Origin of the sequence: Shimia marina (assembly GCF_001458175.1) — a bacterium.
Lineage (GTDB): Bacteria > Pseudomonadota > Alphaproteobacteria > Rhodobacterales > Rhodobacteraceae > Shimia > Shimia marina.
In genome coordinates this window covers 191,184-206,416 of sequence record NZ_CYPW01000001.1, presented here as the reverse complement: position 1 = coordinate 206,416, position 15,233 = coordinate 191,184, and the positions used below count along the sequence as shown (strand labels likewise).

General features: G+C 58.4%; 13 protein-coding genes. 6 read left to right on the top strand and 7 right to left on the bottom strand.

Annotation, left to right across the window (positions count from 1 at the left end; translation table 11 throughout):
* Positions 1-396: 396 nt before the first annotated feature.
* A complete protein-coding gene (gene rpsA, locus SHM7688_RS00935) occupies positions 397-2,073 on the top strand; it encodes a 30S ribosomal protein S1 (RefSeq protein WP_058238134.1) in 1,677 nt (558 codons plus the stop codon).
* 275 nt (positions 2,074-2,348) lie between these two features.
* Here the strand turns inward: rpsA and SHM7688_RS00930 are convergent, their stop codons facing one another.
* Both SHM7688_RS00930 and SHM7688_RS00925 read right to left on the bottom strand, forming a co-directional pair.
* Positions 2,349-3,122 carry an isocitrate lyase/PEP mutase family protein gene (locus tag SHM7688_RS00930; RefSeq protein ID WP_058238133.1) on the bottom strand — a complete coding sequence of 258 codons (774 nt, stop codon included), beginning with the start codon at positions 3,120-3,122 and terminating at the stop codon, positions 2,349-2,351.
* Positions 3,119-4,186, bottom strand: coding sequence for a bifunctional transcriptional activator/DNA repair enzyme AdaA (locus SHM7688_RS00925; RefSeq protein ID WP_058238132.1), 1,068 nt, complete (start codon positions 4,184-4,186; stop codon positions 3,119-3,121). The genes SHM7688_RS00930 and SHM7688_RS00925 overlap by 4 nt, the downstream gene beginning before the upstream one ends.
* Before the next feature lie 113 nt (positions 4,187-4,299).
* Here SHM7688_RS00925 and SHM7688_RS00920 point away from each other — a divergent pair, with 113 nt between their 5' ends.
* Together SHM7688_RS00920 and SHM7688_RS00915 are read left to right on the top strand one after the other, a co-directional pair.
* Entirely contained in the window at positions 4,300-4,683 is a 384-nt protein-coding gene (locus SHM7688_RS00920) for a VOC family protein (protein WP_083498804.1), read from the top strand.
* Positions 4,676-5,437 carry a class I SAM-dependent methyltransferase gene (locus SHM7688_RS00915; protein ID WP_058238131.1) on the top strand — a complete coding sequence of 254 codons (762 nt, stop codon included), beginning with the start codon at positions 4,676-4,678 and terminating at the stop codon, positions 5,435-5,437. Before SHM7688_RS00920 ends, SHM7688_RS00915 begins: the two co-directional genes overlap by 8 nt.
* Before the next feature lie 52 nt (positions 5,438-5,489).
* On the opposite strand, the gene SHM7688_RS00910 is transcribed toward SHM7688_RS00915, so the two are convergent.
* From SHM7688_RS00910 to SHM7688_RS00900, 3 genes are all read right to left on the bottom strand, one after another.
* A complete protein-coding gene (locus SHM7688_RS00910; protein ID WP_058238130.1) occupies positions 5,490-6,401 on the bottom strand; it encodes an ABC transporter permease in 912 nt (303 codons plus the stop codon).
* Positions 6,394-7,401 carry an ABC transporter permease gene (locus tag SHM7688_RS00905; RefSeq protein WP_058238129.1) on the bottom strand — a complete coding sequence of 336 codons (1,008 nt, stop codon included), beginning with the start codon at positions 7,399-7,401 and terminating at the stop codon, positions 6,394-6,396. Before SHM7688_RS00905 ends, SHM7688_RS00910 begins: the two co-directional genes overlap by 8 nt.
* A gap of 111 nt (positions 7,402-7,512) precedes the next feature.
* Positions 7,513-9,213 (bottom strand): peptide ABC transporter substrate-binding protein, encoded by a 1,701-nt coding sequence (locus SHM7688_RS00900; protein ID WP_058238128.1) that lies wholly within the window; start codon positions 9,211-9,213, stop codon positions 7,513-7,515.
* A gap of 298 nt (positions 9,214-9,511) precedes the next feature.
* Between SHM7688_RS00900 and SHM7688_RS00895 the strand changes: the two genes are divergently transcribed.
* From SHM7688_RS00895 to SHM7688_RS00885, 3 genes are all read left to right on the top strand, one after another.
* Positions 9,512-11,332, top strand: a complete 1,821-nt coding sequence (locus SHM7688_RS00895; protein ID WP_058238127.1) for an ABC transporter ATP-binding protein — start codon at positions 9,512-9,514, stop codon at positions 11,330-11,332.
* Positions 11,333-11,336: 4 nt separating this feature from the next.
* The gene (gene argE, locus SHM7688_RS00890) at positions 11,337-12,500 is read left to right on the top strand and encodes an acetylornithine deacetylase (RefSeq protein ID WP_058238126.1); all 1,164 of its coding nucleotides are present in this window, start codon (positions 11,337-11,339) and stop codon (positions 12,498-12,500) included.
* Between the two features lie 144 nt (positions 12,501-12,644).
* Positions 12,645-13,466, top strand: a complete 822-nt coding sequence (locus SHM7688_RS00885; RefSeq protein WP_058238125.1) for an arginyltransferase — start codon at positions 12,645-12,647, stop codon at positions 13,464-13,466.
* 348 nt (positions 13,467-13,814) lie between these two features.
* Here SHM7688_RS00885 and SHM7688_RS00880 read toward each other — a convergent pair whose 3' ends face one another.
* On the bottom strand, positions 13,815-14,441 hold the full coding sequence (locus SHM7688_RS00880; protein WP_058238124.1) for a 50S ribosomal protein L25/general stress protein Ctc: 627 nt from the start codon (positions 14,439-14,441) through the stop codon (positions 13,815-13,817).
* Positions 14,442-14,544: 103 nt separating this feature from the next.
* Complete coding sequence (locus tag SHM7688_RS00875) at positions 14,545-15,171, bottom strand: sulfotransferase family protein (RefSeq protein ID WP_058238123.1); 627 nt, start codon at positions 15,169-15,171, stop codon at positions 14,545-14,547.
* Between the last annotated feature and the right edge of the window lie 62 nt (positions 15,172-15,233).

Sequence of the window (15,233 nt, the reverse complement as noted above, 5' to 3'; positions counted from 1 at the left end):
CGCTCAGCAGGCCTTGACCGCAACCTAATCACAAGAAAGAAACAGGAACGGATTCTACATCCAAACGGCCCGGATCAAGGGGCTGGGTCAGATGAATTCCACTAAAAGTGCCGTTTTCTTAATCTGAGGGCCGAGTGACGCTGTGTAAATTGCGTTCATCTAACGACTTGCCGAGCTGAGGGAAAATCGCTATAGAGCCGCTGTCTATAAGGCGCAAATGCCATAAAACAACGGGACGAGCAGGGTCGGAATCGCCGGCCCTCTTTGTTTTTTGTGTGTTTTCCGGTTGTTGGCGCGCCCTGACCAAATCGTTCTGCCAGAAGGCGGACACCAACCAAGACCGGCGGAGACAACCGCACGGCCAGTTAAAACGTTTGTAAAGGATTGAAACGCCACATGGCTAACACAACCATGGAGGAATTCGAAGCCCTCCTCCAAGAAAGCTTCGAAATGGACACACCGAACGAGGGTTCGGTTGTCAAAGGCAAAGTCATCGCAATTGAAGCGGGCCAAGCCATCATCGACGTCGGCTACAAAATGGAAGGCCGCGTTGAGCTTAAAGAATTCGCAAACCCTGGTGAAGCTCCTGAAATCGCTGTTGGCGACGAAGTGGAAGTTTACCTGCGCGCGGCTGAAAACGCCCGTGGCGAAGCTGTTATCTCCCGCGAGATGGCGCGCCGCGAAGAAGCATGGGATCGCCTCGAAAAAGCCTACGCAGACGATGCACGCGTTGAAGGCGCGATCTTCGGCCGCGTTAAAGGCGGCTTCACGGTTGACCTCGGCGGCGCCGTGGCCTTCCTGCCAGGTTCCCAGGTTGATGTGCGCCCAGTGCGTGACGCTGGCCCTCTGATGGGTCTGAAGCAGCCGTTCCAGATCCTGAAAATGGACCGTCGTCGTGGCAACATCGTTGTGTCCCGTCGTGCGATCCTCGAAGAGTCCCGCGCCGAGCAGCGCGCCGAAGTTATCGGCAACCTGTCCGAAGGTCAGGCAGTGGACGGTGTGGTCAAGAACATCACCGAATACGGTGCGTTTGTTGACCTCGGCGGCGTTGACGGCCTGCTGCACGTCACCGACATGGCATGGCGCCGTGTGAACCACCCATCTGAGATCCTGACGATCGGTGAAACCGTTAAGGTTCAGGTCATCAAGATCAACAAAGACACCCACCGCATCAGCCTGGGCATGAAACAGCTGCAGGACGATCCATGGGATCTGGTGGCTGCGAAGTACCCACTGGAGTCCGTGCACAAAGGCCGCGTGACCAACATCACCGATTACGGTGCCTTTGTTGAGCTGGAGCCAGGTGTTGAAGGTCTGGTTCACGTTTCTGAAATGTCCTGGACCAAGAAGAACGTGCACCCCGGCAAGATCGTTTCCACCTCTCAGGAAGTGGACGTCATGGTGCTGGAAATCGACGGCGCCAAGCGTCGTGTTTCCCTTGGTCTCAAGCAGACCATGCGCAACCCATGGGAAGTGTTTGCAGAAACGCATCCAGAGGGCACCGAGGTCGAAGGCGAAGTCAAGAACATCACCGAATTCGGTCTGTTCATCGGCCTGCCAGGCGAGATCGACGGCATGGTTCACCTCTCCGACCTGTCCTGGGACGAGCGTGGCGAAGATGCGATCCAGAACTACCGCAAAGGCGACATGGTTTCGGCCGTTGTCTCCGAAGTGGATGTGGAAAAAGAGCGTATCTCCCTGTCCATCAAAGCGCTGGGTGGTGACAAATTCGCAGATGCGGTTGGCGGCGTGAAGCGCGGCTCTATCGTGACTGTTGAAGTGACCGCGATCGAAGACGGTGGCATCGAAGTGGAATATGAAGGCATGAAATCCTTCATCCGCCGCTCCGACCTGTCCCGTGACCGTGCAGAGCAGCGCCCAGAGCGTTTCTCCGTCAGCGACAAGATCGACGTGCGCGTCACCAACATCGACAGCAAGACCCGTCGTCTGGGCCTGTCGATCAAGGCACGCGAAATCGCAGAAGAAAAAGAAGCAGTGGAACAGTACGGGTCTTCCGACTCCGGCGCATCCCTCGGCGATATCCTGGGCGCAGCGCTCAAGGGCGACGAGTAAGATCACTCGATCTTTTGCTTTATGATTTGGGAAACCCCGCCAGCAATGGCGGGGTTTTTCTTTTTGTGGGTATCGCCCTGATCGCCCGATTGGCGCAGTTGTCATTATTTGCCAGGCGGCGAAGCCGACCAGCCCCCGACCCTCCCCACGGGAGGGGCTTCACCCCCACCCAGGGTCGGGGACTTGTCTATGCGCATGAGTTCAGGCGGTGTGGAGCCGCCGGTCGTTGTTCAAGCGCGGTGCCAGAGGTTTTCTGCCTCCGGCGCGCTTGTCTTTCAGCTTGGGCTTTCGTAATGCCGCGCGGCCTCTGCGCTGAGCGCCTTCATCGCGGCGCGGTAAGGGGCGGGGCCAAAGCTGATGCGTGCCACGCCCAGCGCCGCGAGCGGGGTGATGTCTGCGGTGACATCCAGACAGAGCACATTCACCGGTGCCTGCACATGGGCCACCATCCGTTTGATCAGCTCCGGATCAGTCAGTCCGGGCACAAACACACCGCTGGCCCCGGCCTCGACATAGGCCGCCACGCGCCGCGCGGCTTCGTCAAAATGCGCGGCATGGGTTTCCGGCGCGGCCTGCAAAAACACATCGGTGCGCGCGTTGATATACAGCGGCAAATCCTGCGCCTCGGCTGTGGCGCGGATCGCCTGAATGCGGGCCACTTGGGTTTGGAGCGGATGCAGCCCTTTGCCATCGGCCACCACACGGTCCTCAAAATTGAGCCCCACGGCCCCGGTGGCCAGCAGGCCCTTGATGTTTTCAGAAAGCGCCGCCGGGTCGGTGGCATAGCCGCCTTCAAAATCCACGCTCACCGGCAGCTCGGTGGTGGCAGTGATGCGTTTGGCGGTGTCAAACAGCGCGGTCATGGGCAGGTCTTCGCCATCGTTATAGCCCTGCGCCACCGCCACGGACCAGCTGCCGGTGGCCAGTGCGGGCGCACCGGCTTTGGCAATCGCGGCAGCGCTGCCTGCGTCCCAGCAATTGTAAAGCACAAGCGGCGTGCCCGGTTGGTGTAAGGCGGCAAAAGCCTCTGCGCGGGTTTCCTGTGTCATCCGTCCATCCTCATCGGTTGATACTGTTGTTCGATTTCGATCAATTTCTGTTTGCGCCAGAGCCCGCCACCATAGCCGGTGAGCGCCCCATCTGCGCCTAAGATGCGGTGGCAGGGCACCAGAATCGCCAGCTGGTTGGCCCCATTTGCGCGCGCGGCGGCACGGGTGGCGGTGGGGCGGGCAATGCTCTGCGCCAATTGGGCATAGGTGCGGGTTTCGCCTGCGGGAATAGCGCAAAGCGCATGCCAGACCTCTTTGGTGAAGGCGCTGCCGTGAAAGGCCATCGGCGTGTCAAAGCGGGCGCGGGTCCCGGCAAAAAATGCGGTGAGCTCCTGTTCCACCTGATCCGTCGGGCCGTAGCGGCCAAAGCCCAGATCGCCCTTGGCAAAGTCGCGCAGGCGGGACAACTCGCGGGGCAGGGCCTTGCGTTCCACAAACTCCAGCAGATGCAGATGGGAGGCGCTGGACACGGCAATCATATCGCCCAGCGGGGTGTTGAACCAATCCGCGCGCAGCAGACCGCCTTGTTTGAGCGCATTGGGCGCACAGCCAAGCAGACGGGCAAAGGCGGTGCGAAAGGCGGAGGCGCTTTCAAAGCTGGCGCTGTGCTGGGCGTCAATCACACGCTCGCCCTGGCGCAGCACCTCAAAGCCCTCGCGCAGGCGGCGCTGGCGGGCCATTTCCAGGAAGGTCATGCCGAACTGACGTTTGAATGACCGGCGCACGGTGGACAAATCAAAGCCCATCTGGGTGATATGTCGCTCTGACCAGCGGATGTCTGGCCGTTCATCCAGCGCCTGCAAAAGCGCGGCGATGGCGGGGTCCGCCTCGGCTGCCGGAGCGAGGGGATGACAGCGTTTGCAGGCGCGATAGCCGCCTTCGATACAGTCCCCGATGGTGGCCACGAAAGTACAGTTTTCTGATTTGGGTTTGCGGGCCGGGCAGGTGAGGCGGCAGAAGATGCCGGTGGTGCCGACACAGACATAGGCGCGCCCATCATAGGCGGGATCACGTGCAAGTAGTGCCGCATAAAGCGTGTCGTGGGAGGGGAGGTCAAACATCATGGGGCTACAGTAACGTGCCGCTGGGGCAGGTCAGCCGAAAATCAGGCGTCTATTCTAAAAAGATGGTGAGGTGATAGTCTGCGCATAGTGTGTGTGAAGGAGGATGCTGGCCCATGATTCAGATTGAGCGGTTGGACCATCTTGTGCTGACAGTGGCGAGTATAGACGCCACGGTGGCGTTTTACCGCGATGTGCTGGGCTTTGAGGAAGTGCGCTTTGGGGCAGGGCGCGTGGCGCTTTCCTTTGGACAGCAGAAAATCAACCTGCATGAGCTTGGGCACGAGTTTGAGCCCAAAGCGGTGCAGCCCACCCCTGGGTCGGCGGACCTCTGTCTGATCACGCGCACGCCGCTCAATGAGGTGGTGGCGCATCTGAGCCAATTGGGAATTTCGATCGAAGAGGGCCCTGTGCCGCGCACCGGGGCGATGGGGCCGATCACCTCGGTCTACCTGCGTGATCCGGATCAGAATCTGATCGAAGTTGCCACCTATGACTGACGTGGTGAAAGATGCGCTTTACGCAGATCCCCGTCTGGTCGCCGCATATGACTCAATCAATGCAGGCCGAGAAGATTTTGACTTCTACCAAAGTCATTTGCCGGCACCGCCCGCGCAGGTGCTGGATGTCGGCTGTGGCACTGGGCGATTTGCTCTTGAATTGGCTCAGATCGGCTATCAGGTCACAGGGTGTGATCCGGCGGCAGCGATGATTGCCCATGCGCAAAGGCAACCACAGGCGGAGGCCGTAAGTTGGCGGGTTGGCACGGTATCGGCCCTGCCGGATGAGGCGCGTTTTGATGCCGCCGTCATGACGGGACATGCGTTTCAATGCCTTCTCACGGATCAGGATGTACAGGCATTTTTCATGTCGCTAAATGCGCGGTTGAAGCTCAATGGCGTCTTGATGTTTGAAAGCCGAAATCCCCGCACCAGAGCGTGGAAGCGCTGGAAGCCAGCGTTTTCTGCACCCTCTGTCGAATTGGGAGAGGGGCAAACTGTTCAGGTAATACATGACGTTATTGCGCAGGAGCCGCCCTTTGTGACCTTTGAGGAGCGCTATATTTTCGCTCCGGGCGGAGGGGAGGCAGTTTCGCAATCAACTCTGCGTTTTGCCTCACACGATGACATTGTGCTGTTTGCGCAAGCGGCTGGATTTGAGTGTGTTGGGCTGTGGGGCGATTGGTCCGGGGGGAGCTATGACACGGCGCTAAGTCCGGAAATGATCTTCAAGTTTCGCCTCGCTCAGGGGTGAGAGAAAAAGGCCGGGCGATTGCCCGGCCTTTTTGATGGTGGTGCTTGTCGTGTTACCGGCCCCGGATACGGGGGTCGAGCGCGTCGCGCAGGCCGTCGCCGAGGTAGTTCACCGACAGCACGGTCAGCGAGATTGCCAGACCGGGCCAGAACACGCGCTCTGGGTAGTCTTGCAGATATTGTACCGCGTCATTGAGCAGGCGACCCCATGTCGGGAAGTCCGGCGGGAAGCCGAGGCCGAGGAAGGAGAGCGCGCTTTCGGTGATGATCGCATTGGCGATGCCAAGCGTTGCCGAGACCATGATGGGTGACAGCACATTGGGCAGGATGTGGCGGGTGATCATGTTCTTGTTGGACGTTCCGATGGAACGCGCCGCCAGAACAAACTCACGCTCTTTCAGCGACATCACATCGCCGCGCACAATCCGTGCGGTGGGCATCCAAGAGGTGATGCCAATCGCCACAACGATCAGGATGAAGATCCCGCGCTCCGGCCCAACTGCGGAGGAGAGCGGCTCACGGAAGAGCATCATCATCACCAGCAGAAGCGGCAGGATCGGCAGCGCCAGAAACAGATCGGTCAGGCGCATCAGCGGGCCGTCGAGCTTCTTAAAGTAGCCCGCCATGATGCCTACAAAGCTGCCCAGCCCCAGTGCCAGAAGCATGGCGGTGAGGCCAACGGCAATGGAGGTCTGCCCCCCGGCCATCATCCGTGCCAGCGTATCGCGCCCCAGTTGGTCTGTGCCAAAGGGATGCGCGAGGCTGGGCCCCTGATTGCGGGAGCGGATGTCGATGTAAGTCGCATCATAAGGCCACAGCCATGGCCCAATGAAGACGCCAAACACGATCACAATGAAGATGATGCCGCCCAAGAGCGCGCCTTTGTGCGCCTTGAACTGGTGCCAGACATCCACCCATTGAGACCGCTCTGGGGTGGTCGGTTCGGTGTTGGTGGTATCAGTCATAGCGGATCCTCGGATCAAGAATGCCGTAGAGCACATCTGCGATCAGGTTGAAGAAAACGATCAGGAAGGCGAACATGAAGGTCAGCGTCTGCACGGTGGGCAGGTCGTTGGCCTGAATGGCGCCAATCAGCTGCGCCCCGATGCCGTTCACAGAGAAGACCTGTTCGGTGATGATGGCGCCGCCAAAGATGGCTGGCAGACCCAGCGCGATCACGGTCACCACAGGGATCATCGAGTTGCGCAGCACATGCACCATCACCACAACGCGCTCGCTCAGGCCCTTGGCACGTGCGGTGCGCACATAATCCTGATTGAGGTTGTCCAGCATTGAGGCGCGCATATAGCGGCTGATCTGGGCGGTGGTTTGAAGGGCAAGCACCATCACTGGCATGATCATCTGGCGCAGCTGCTTCACGAAGCTTTCCCAATCCACAACTTCATGTGTGGTGTCATAGATGAAAGGGAACCAGCCAAGGTTCACCGAGAAGATCACGATGATCAGCGGGCCGGTGAAAAATGGCGGGATGGAGTAGCCGATCATGGTGATGAAGGTACCGGCCTGATCGAAGATCGAATATTGCTTATAGGCAGAGTAGATGCCGATCGGCAGGGCAATCAGAATGCCCACGATGTAGGACATGCCCACAACCCAAAGCGTCTGTGGCAGGCGTTCCACCACGACATCCATCACCGGAGAGCGGGTCTGCCAGCTGATGATGCGCAGCTTGCCTTCGGAGAAGGTGGTGCCAAACATGTGGTCAAACAGCACCTGTGGCTCAACCCAGAAGAATTGCACCAGCCATTTGTAGAACCGGATATAGCCGGGCTCGCCAAGGCCAAGGGCCAGGCGCATCTTTTCTTTGACTTCGGGAGGAACGGTCAGGGGAACCTGTGCCATCGGATCGCCCGGCGCAAGCTCGAGCAGAAGGAATATCACAAGGGATATGAAAAGGAGCGTCGGGATCGCAAGGATCAGACGTCGTATGGTGAAGGTCAGCATCGGAGCGCCTTTGTGCGTCTGTTTTTGTTGTTGAGCCTCACGCAGCGACCTGCCCGTGTGTGGCCAATAAAGAGTGAGGGCGAGCCGTGGCCCGCCCTCTCAGACCGCGTCTTACTTGACGCGATGCCAGTCTGCAATGTTCCACAGCTCGGAGTCCCATGTGTTCAGGACAACGCCACCGAGGGAGTTTGCATGTGCGGAGACGCGACCACGGTGCACCAGCGGAACGATGGTGAAGCTTTCGTTGGTCAGCATGTCGTTCATCTTCTTGGCGATTTCGCCGCGCTTCTCGATGTCACCGGTGCGGGCCAGCTCGTCGATCAGTGCGTCATACGCCGGATCACAGAAGCGGTTGATGTTCTCACCCTGCCACTGGCTGTCAGGCTTTGGCTCGCCGCCACAACGGTAGGCCGCCAGATACTGCTGAGGGTCGGTGCCGTTGAAGGTGTTGGCGTACATTTCCACGTCTGCGTAGAACTTCTGGAAGGTGTCAGGGGAGCCTGGGTCACCACCAAAGAACACGGATGCGGACAGGTTGCGCAGTTCGGTTTCAACACCGATCTCGCTCCACCACTGTTTGATCAGCGCCTGGAAGTCCTGACGCACAGCGTTGGTGGAGGTCTGGTACAGGATGGACAGTTTCACGCCATCTTTGGCGCGGATGCCGTCGCCACCTTTGACCCAGCCCGCTTCATCCAGAAGCGCGTTTGCGCCTGCGATGTCTTGGGTGAAGCAGTCGGTGTTGCCGGATGCGTAGTTCACAGGCACTGGCACCAGATCACAGGTCACTTTACCCGCTTTGCCATAGCCGATTTCCACCAGCAGCTCGCGGTCAATCGCCATGGACAGCGCTTTACGCACGTTGATGTCAGACAGGAACGGGTGTGGATGCGCAACGGTGGCACGCTCACCTTCTGGCAGGTCAGAAGATGGGTTGGTCATGTTCATTTCCAGACGCTCAACCAGCGGGCCGAAGCCTGCGATGGCCACGCCTTTGCCGCCTTCTTCCATCTTGGCAATCACATCGGGTGCCAGCTGGAGGTTCCAAGCGTAGTCAAATTCACCGGTTTCCAGAACCGCACGGCCCGCGCCGGTTGCGTCTCCGCCCCCTTTGAAGGTCACGGTCGCGAAGGCAGGCTTGGCTGCGTCACGGTAGTTCGGGTTGGCTTCGTACTGGATCACGTCGTTTGTTTTGAATTCGCTCACAACAAACGGACCGGTGCCGATTGGGCCAAAGTTCTCAGCGGTGCACTCAGGTGCTTTGGCACCCATGCAGTTCTCAAACTGAGCTTTCTGCAGGATTGGGGACTGACCGCCCACAAATGGGCCGTATGGGTTTGGCTTGGACTGGTTGAAGGTCACTTTGACAGTTTGTTCGTCCAGTGCTTCGATGGTTTCCACGCCGTCAAAGAATGCCGCCTGTGCGCAGCCGCCTTCGGGGTGCATGCAGTATTCACCGGTGAAGACAACGTCGGCGGAGGTCACTGCAGAGCCATCAGACCACACCATGCCGTCCGCAATGGTCCAGGTGATGGATTTCAGGTCCTCGGAAACGCCACCGTTGGCCACGGTTGGGATTTCTTTGGCCAGATACGGCACCATTTTGCCGGTCTCGTCATAGCGGGCCAGAGGTTCGATGGTCAGCGAAGCAGCCTCGATGTCTTTGGTGCCCGAAGACAGATATGGGTTCAAAATCGACGGCGCCTGCCAATAGATAATGTTCACGTGGCCGTCCGAACCGCGCTCTGCCATGGCCGCCGGGGCCATCACAAATGCTGCTGCGGCGCCAAGCATCAAAGTCTTTGCTTTCATGTCTCACTCCATGTTGTGCATGTTTCCATGCGTATTCAGATGGTTTCACGTCCACCCGGATTTTGTTGTCATACATGGGAAGTCGGGCAGCGAATCGCTCACAACCCGTGCACAAAAATGTGTCGTACTCCCCTCCGACTGACGGCATCACAGACCACCCGGTCAAAAATTGCAAGGGGCCTTTGCGTGTCAGGCGACGAAACCGAAGCCGGCTGGTACCCATCGGTTTGACCTTGAAAGGTTGCGGCGATAGCGTCATCGCTGAGGGGAAAACAATAAGATTAGGGGAGTAACCCGGATGCTAGACAACGCCATTGCCTCAATTGAGAACCTACGGGTCGAGTTCCAGACCAAAGATGGACCTGTGGTGGGCGTGGAGGATGTGTCCTTCAAGATCAATCCGGGTGAAACCGTTTGTATTGTTGGGGAATCCGGCTCCGGTAAGTCGGTTTCCAGCCTGTCTCTGATGCGTCTTGTCGAGTATGGCGGCGGCGATATTGCGGGCGGTCGTTTGCTGTTTGATCGCAAAGATAGCGGCGAGATGGATCTCGCGCAGGTGGATAAAAATCTGATGCGCACGATTCGCGGCAATGAGATCGGCATGATCTTCCAAGAGCCGATGACGGCGCTCAATCCGGTGTTCACTGTGGGACGTCAGCTGACCGAAGGGCTGCGGCTGCACAAAAAATTGTCAAAGAGTGATGCAGAAGCGCGCGCATTGGAACTTTTGCGCGAAGTCCGGATCCCTGAACCGGAGCGGCGGCTGAAACAATACCCCCACGAACTCTCTGGCGGCATGCGTCAGCGTGTGGTGATTGCCATGGCCATGGCTTGTGAACCGCGGCTTTTGATTGCGGATGAGCCGACCACAGCCTTGGATGTGACCATTCAGGCGGAGATCCTCGCGCTTATGGATCGCCTCAAACGCGAGACGGGCACGGCGGTGATGTTCATCACCCACGATATGGCGGTTGTCGCGCAGATGGCGGACCGTGTGGTGGTGATGTTCCGCGGCAATAAGGTCGAAGAGGGCACCGTCGAGGAGATCTTTGAAAACCCGCAGCACGACTATACCAAAGCCTTGCTGGCGGCCGTGCCGAAACTGGGCGAGATGACAGGCACCGATGTGCCAAGCCCGATGAAGCTGTTTGGCGACACCTCCCACAGCACCGATCCGATCCCGGGCACCGATGAGCCGATCCTTGAGGTGAAAAACCTTGTGACGCGCTTCCCTGTGAAGGGCGGTTTGATGCGGCGCACCGTGGCCAATGTGCATGCCGTAGAAGATGTGTCTTTCACTGTGAACAAGGGGCAGACCTTGTCGCTGGTTGGGGAATCCGGCTGTGGCAAATCCACAGCGGGCCGGTCCTTGCTGCGTCTTGTGGAGCCGACCTCAGGCTCTGTGCAGTTTGATGGCAAAGATATCATCTCGCTGAATGCCAAGGATATGCATGCTGCCCGCCAAGACATGCAGATGATCTTCCAAGATCCCTTTGCTTCCTTGAACCCGCAGATGATGTTGCAGGATCAGGTGGCAGAGCCCATGCGCAATTACGGCACCCATTCGGGCAGCGCCTTGATGGAGCGCGTTGCCATGCTGTTTGATCGCGTGGAGCTGCCACGCAGCTTCATGCGCCGCTATCCGCATGAAATGTCCGGTGGTCAGCGTCAGCGGATTGCCATCGCCCGTGCTCTTGCGCTGAACCCCAAGCTGATCGTGGCCGATGAGGCCGTGTCGGCGCTGGATGTGTCGGTGCAGGCGCAGGTGCTCAATCTGATGATGGAGCTGCAGGCAGAGCTGGGCATTTCTTACGTATTCATCAGCCATGATATGGCCGTTGTGGAACGGGTGAGCCATTATGTCGGTGTCATGTATCTGGGACGGATTGTGGAGATTGGTCCGCGCCGCGCGGTGTTTGAAAATCCGCAGCACCCCTATACACAGGCGTTGATGAAAGCGGTGCCCATCGCCGATCCGCGCCGGCGCAAGTCTGAGAAAGATCTCAACTTCAAGCCGATCCCAAGCCCGATCCATCCTGTGGGCTATGAGGCTGCACCGTCGGAGTACAAAGAGGTTGGGCCGGGCCATCAGGTTCTGATCACCGACAGCGGATATTGATCTGATGACAGACAGATTGAGCCCACGGGCGATTTTGGAAAAGCTGGTCTCCTTTCCGACGGTGTCCAGCGACACAAATCTGCCGCTGATTGATTGGGTGGAAGGCTATCTGAAGAGCCATGGCATTGCGGCCCATCGCCACCCGCATGAGAGTGATCCCGCCAAGGCGGCGGTGTTTGCCCATGTGGGGCCAGAGGTTGAAGGCGCAGTGGTGCTGTCGGGCCATACGGATGTGGTGCCCGTGGAAGGGCAGCCGTGGTCGACGGATCCTTTTGAGGTGGTCGAGAAAGACGGCAAGCTCTTTGGCCGCGGCACCTGTGATATGAAAGGCTTTGATGCGCTTGCGATCTGGGCTGTGGTTGAGGCGCATTACGCTGAGGTGACGCGGCCGTTGCAACTGGCTTTGTCTTATGACGAGGAAATTGGCTGTACCGGCGCTGCGCCGCTGATTGAGAGCATGCAGGCACAGTTTCCCAAAGCGGATGTGGTGATTGTGGGGGAGCCGACCATGATGGGTGCGGTGACCGGTCACAAGGGCGGTATCGGCTTTCATGTGCATGTGAAAGGCTTTGAGGTGCACAGCTCGCTGATGCACACAGGTGTGAATGCGATCATGTATGGGGCCAAGCTGATTGCCTGGGCCAATGAGATGAACGCGCAGAACAGTGCGCAGGAGCCTGAGGCGTCAGTGGCCGATTTTGTGCCACCATGGAGCACTCTGCACGTGGGCACCATTCAGGGCGGGACCGCGCATAACATCACCGCATTGGATTGCCAGTTTGATTTGACCTTCCGTCTTCTGCCCGGTGAAAGCGCTGATGTCTGGGTGGCGCGCACCAAAGCCAAAGTGGCCGAGATTGAAGCAGAGATGCAGGCGGTTGTGCCGGGCACTTATATCCAGATGGATGAGGTGTTTTCCCTGCCGGGTGTGGTGCCAGAGGTGGATGGGGCTGCGGAGGCGCTGGTGCGGCGGCTGACAGGGGACAATGCAAGCCATGTTGTCAGCTATGGCACCGAAGGCGGGCATTTCCAAAGTGCAGGCTATTCCACTGTGATCTGCGGCCCCGGTGACATCGCGCAGGCGCATCAGCCCGATGAGTTTCTGTCGGTTGCGCAGTTTGAGGCGGGGCAGCGGTTTATGCAGAAGCTTCTGGAGGCGTGCCGCTGAGCGGGGCGGTCTCTTTCAAATCGGCGTTAATGCCCCTCTAATTTTAACCAATACTTCAAAAAGCCGCCCGCCGGGGCGGCTAAAGGCTTGGCCTGCTGTATACCTGTTGCTAACGTCGGTGCCGTATCGAGTTTCAGGAAACACATGCGGCATACACTTCCGATAGCACCCCAGTTCTATGTGACGGCTCCGCAACCCTGTCCTTATCTGGATGGGCGTATGGAGCGTAAGCTCTTCACGGCCTTGCAGGGCGATAATGCCACGGCACTCAACGACGCGCTGTCGCAGCAGGGATTTCGCCGGTCCCAGAATGTGCTCTATCGCCCGTCTTGTACCGATTGCAATGCCTGCCTGTCGGCGCGCATTGATGTGTCGCGCTTCAAACCCACCAAGAGCCAGCGCCGGGCTGCGCGGCGCAATACGCATCTTGTGCGGCGCGCGACATCGCCCTGGGCCACAGAAGAGCAGTTTGATCTGTTCCGGCGCTATCTGGACAGCCGTCATGCGGATGGTGGCATGGCGGATATGGATGTGTTTGAATTTGCGGCGATGATCGAGGAAACCCCCATTCGCAGCCGGGTGGTGGAGTATACTGACCGTGACAGCGAGCAGCTCACCGGGGTCTGTTTGACTGATATGCTCGAAGATGGGTTGAGCATGGTCTATTCCTTTTATGACCCTGCATATGTGCGCAGTTCGCTGGGCACATATCTCATTCTAGACCACATCGAGATCGCGCGGGAGGCCGGGCTGCCCTATGTCTATCTGGGCTATTGGGTGCCGGGCAGTGCGAAGATGGGCTATAAGGCCAAGTTTTCCGGGCTTGAGATCTATTTCGGGGGGGGCTGGCAGCCGATGCGGGACCCGGAAGAATTCGCCGAACAGCACCACCCGCTGGCCACACCGCCGATTGCAGAACAAGTGGCCAATATCTCTCTGCCTGACTTGCGGGCGGGCAAGTATTGATCGCGCGTTCCCTCATGCGGTGATGTTTGGGGGTGTGCGCGGTTTTACGTGCTTCGGAGTGCATCTGGCACGGCTTCTTGCTTGCTCTGGGTTTTTTAGCGGCATCAGAGCGAAGCTGAGGATTGCTTTGCCTATGTCCTGTCCGGTGAGGTTTGGCTGATTGAAGATCGGAAGACGCTTTTGCGTGTGCGAGAGGCTGCCAGTTGGCGGGCAGGCGCCCCGGTCGGCCATCGTTTTGACAATCCCTCATAGGAAGAGGCTGGATCACTCACACGGCACCAAACTGATATAAAAAAACGCGGCGCCCGGAGGCACCGCGTTCCACGTTCCGGCAGGGCCGGGATGTGTTTATGCTTCTGCGGCCTCTTCGCCTTCACCCTCTTCGTCGTCGCCAGCAGAGCGCAGGCCTGACGGAGCGGAGAGGTTGGCGATCACGAAGTCGCGGTCGATGGTTGGCTTCGCACCTGCTGGCAGGTCGATCTGGCTGATGGTGATCACATCGCCGATGTCTTTGCCGGTCAGGTCCACAACGATCTTCTCAGGGATGTCACCTGCAGTCACGTTCAGCTCAACTTCTGGACGTACGATGGTCAGGACGCCACCTTTTTTGATGCCAGGTGCCGCTTCTTCGTTTTCAAAGTCAACGTGGATGAACAGGTTGATTTTGGATGTGCGACGCAGGCGCAGCAGGTCGATGTGGGTCGGAAGGTCTTTCACGGTGTCACGCTGAACACCGCGGCAGATCACGCGCACGTCTTCCTGGCCTTCAACTTTCAGGTTGAAGAGTGTGGACAGGAAGCGGCCTTCTTTCAGCTTCTTAAACAGAACGTTGAAAGGGATCTGGATTGCGAAAGGCTCACCTTCGCCACCATAAACAACACCAGGAACGTACCCGTCGCGACGCGCTTGACGAGCGGCGCCCTTGCCTGTCCCCGTGCGTACTTCGGCGTTCAGATCAGGAATTTGACCAGCCATTTTGAATTCTCCATATGCATAGGCGGGGTTCCTCCAAGGCTGTAACCCCGCGTGAAGCCGCGCCTATAGCGCGCTTTGGCCTAAATGCAAAGGGGATTCGCGGCTATGGGCCTTGAAATTCCCGCAAAACGCCCCCGGCCTGCATCACCCGATCATAAAGCGCGAAATCCGCAGGGCGGGCGGCGCGAAACTTCTCCGCCACTTCTGGTGACACGGGCGCGTCTACATCTGGTGACACATTTTTCTGTTGCGGTACGATGGGGCGTCCGAAGCGCTCCAGCAGAAAGGCCTGCAGGAGATCCTGATGTTCATAGGCAAACAGGTGATGTACGGGCACATCGCCCACGCCCAGAGACAGGAAGGAGGCCTGAGAGCCAATGCCCGCGGGTTTTGAAGGGGTATCGCTTATGGCATCAAGTAAGAAGTCATCAAAGCTGATGCCGCCGTGGCAGGCCGGATTACTGGGCGCCATGCGGTGTGGGCTGCGGTATTTGTACCAGCTGCGCGCGTGATCAATCGGATCGCGCACAACGGCCATGCGTTCTGGCGTTAGCCCGTAGGTCTCTTTGAGGAACGGGGCCATCTTGGCATGATATTTTCCGATGGTCATATGTTTCACGCGTTTGGTGAAAATCACATCTGCACGCGGGCGTAGGGCCAGTTCATAGGCGGTGGATCCGGTTTTCGGCACCGATAGGAACGCCAAATTCTGTTTGAAAAAGACCAACATATGCTCAAAACTTCTTGCCCGGCACGTTTATGGCGCACCGGGCAAGCGAATGTCAAAGCGAT

What these genes read in the sequence shown, in the direction of transcription:
- SHM7688_RS00895 (WP_058238127.1), top strand. Translation starts at nt 9,512, where the DNA reads ATGCTAGACAACGCCATTGCCTCAATTGAGAACCTACGGGTCGAGTTC.
- argE (WP_058238126.1), top strand. Translation starts at nt 11,337, where the DNA reads ATGACAGACAGATTGAGCCCACGGGCGATTTTGGAAAAGCTGGTCTCC.
- SHM7688_RS00930 (WP_058238133.1), bottom strand. Translation starts at nt 3,122, where the DNA reads ATGACACAGGAAACCCGCGCAGAGGCTTTTGCCGCCTTACACCAACCG.
- SHM7688_RS00910 (WP_058238130.1), bottom strand. Translation starts at nt 6,401, where the DNA reads ATGACTGATACCACCAACACCGAACCGACCACCCCAGAGCGGTCTCAA.
- SHM7688_RS00875 (WP_058238123.1), bottom strand. Translation starts at nt 15,171, where the DNA reads ATGTTGGTCTTTTTCAAACAGAATTTGGCGTTCCTATCGGTGCCGAAA.
- SHM7688_RS00900 (WP_058238128.1), bottom strand. Translation starts at nt 9,213, where the DNA reads ATGAAAGCAAAGACTTTGATGCTTGGCGCCGCAGCAGCATTTGTGATG.
- SHM7688_RS00905 (WP_058238129.1), bottom strand. Translation starts at nt 7,401, where the DNA reads ATGCTGACCTTCACCATACGACGTCTGATCCTTGCGATCCCGACGCTC.
- SHM7688_RS00915 (WP_058238131.1), top strand. Translation starts at nt 4,676, where the DNA reads ATGACTGACGTGGTGAAAGATGCGCTTTACGCAGATCCCCGTCTGGTC.
- SHM7688_RS00885 (WP_058238125.1), top strand. Translation starts at nt 12,645, where the DNA reads ATGCGGCATACACTTCCGATAGCACCCCAGTTCTATGTGACGGCTCCG.
- SHM7688_RS00925 (WP_058238132.1), bottom strand. Translation starts at nt 4,186, where the DNA reads ATGATGTTTGACCTCCCCTCCCACGACACGCTTTATGCGGCACTACTT.
- rpsA (WP_058238134.1), top strand. Translation starts at nt 397, where the DNA reads ATGGCTAACACAACCATGGAGGAATTCGAAGCCCTCCTCCAAGAAAGC.
- SHM7688_RS00920 (WP_083498804.1), top strand. Translation starts at nt 4,300, where the DNA reads ATGATTCAGATTGAGCGGTTGGACCATCTTGTGCTGACAGTGGCGAGT.
- SHM7688_RS00880 (WP_058238124.1), bottom strand. Translation starts at nt 14,441, where the DNA reads ATGGCTGGTCAAATTCCTGATCTGAACGCCGAAGTACGCACGGGGACA.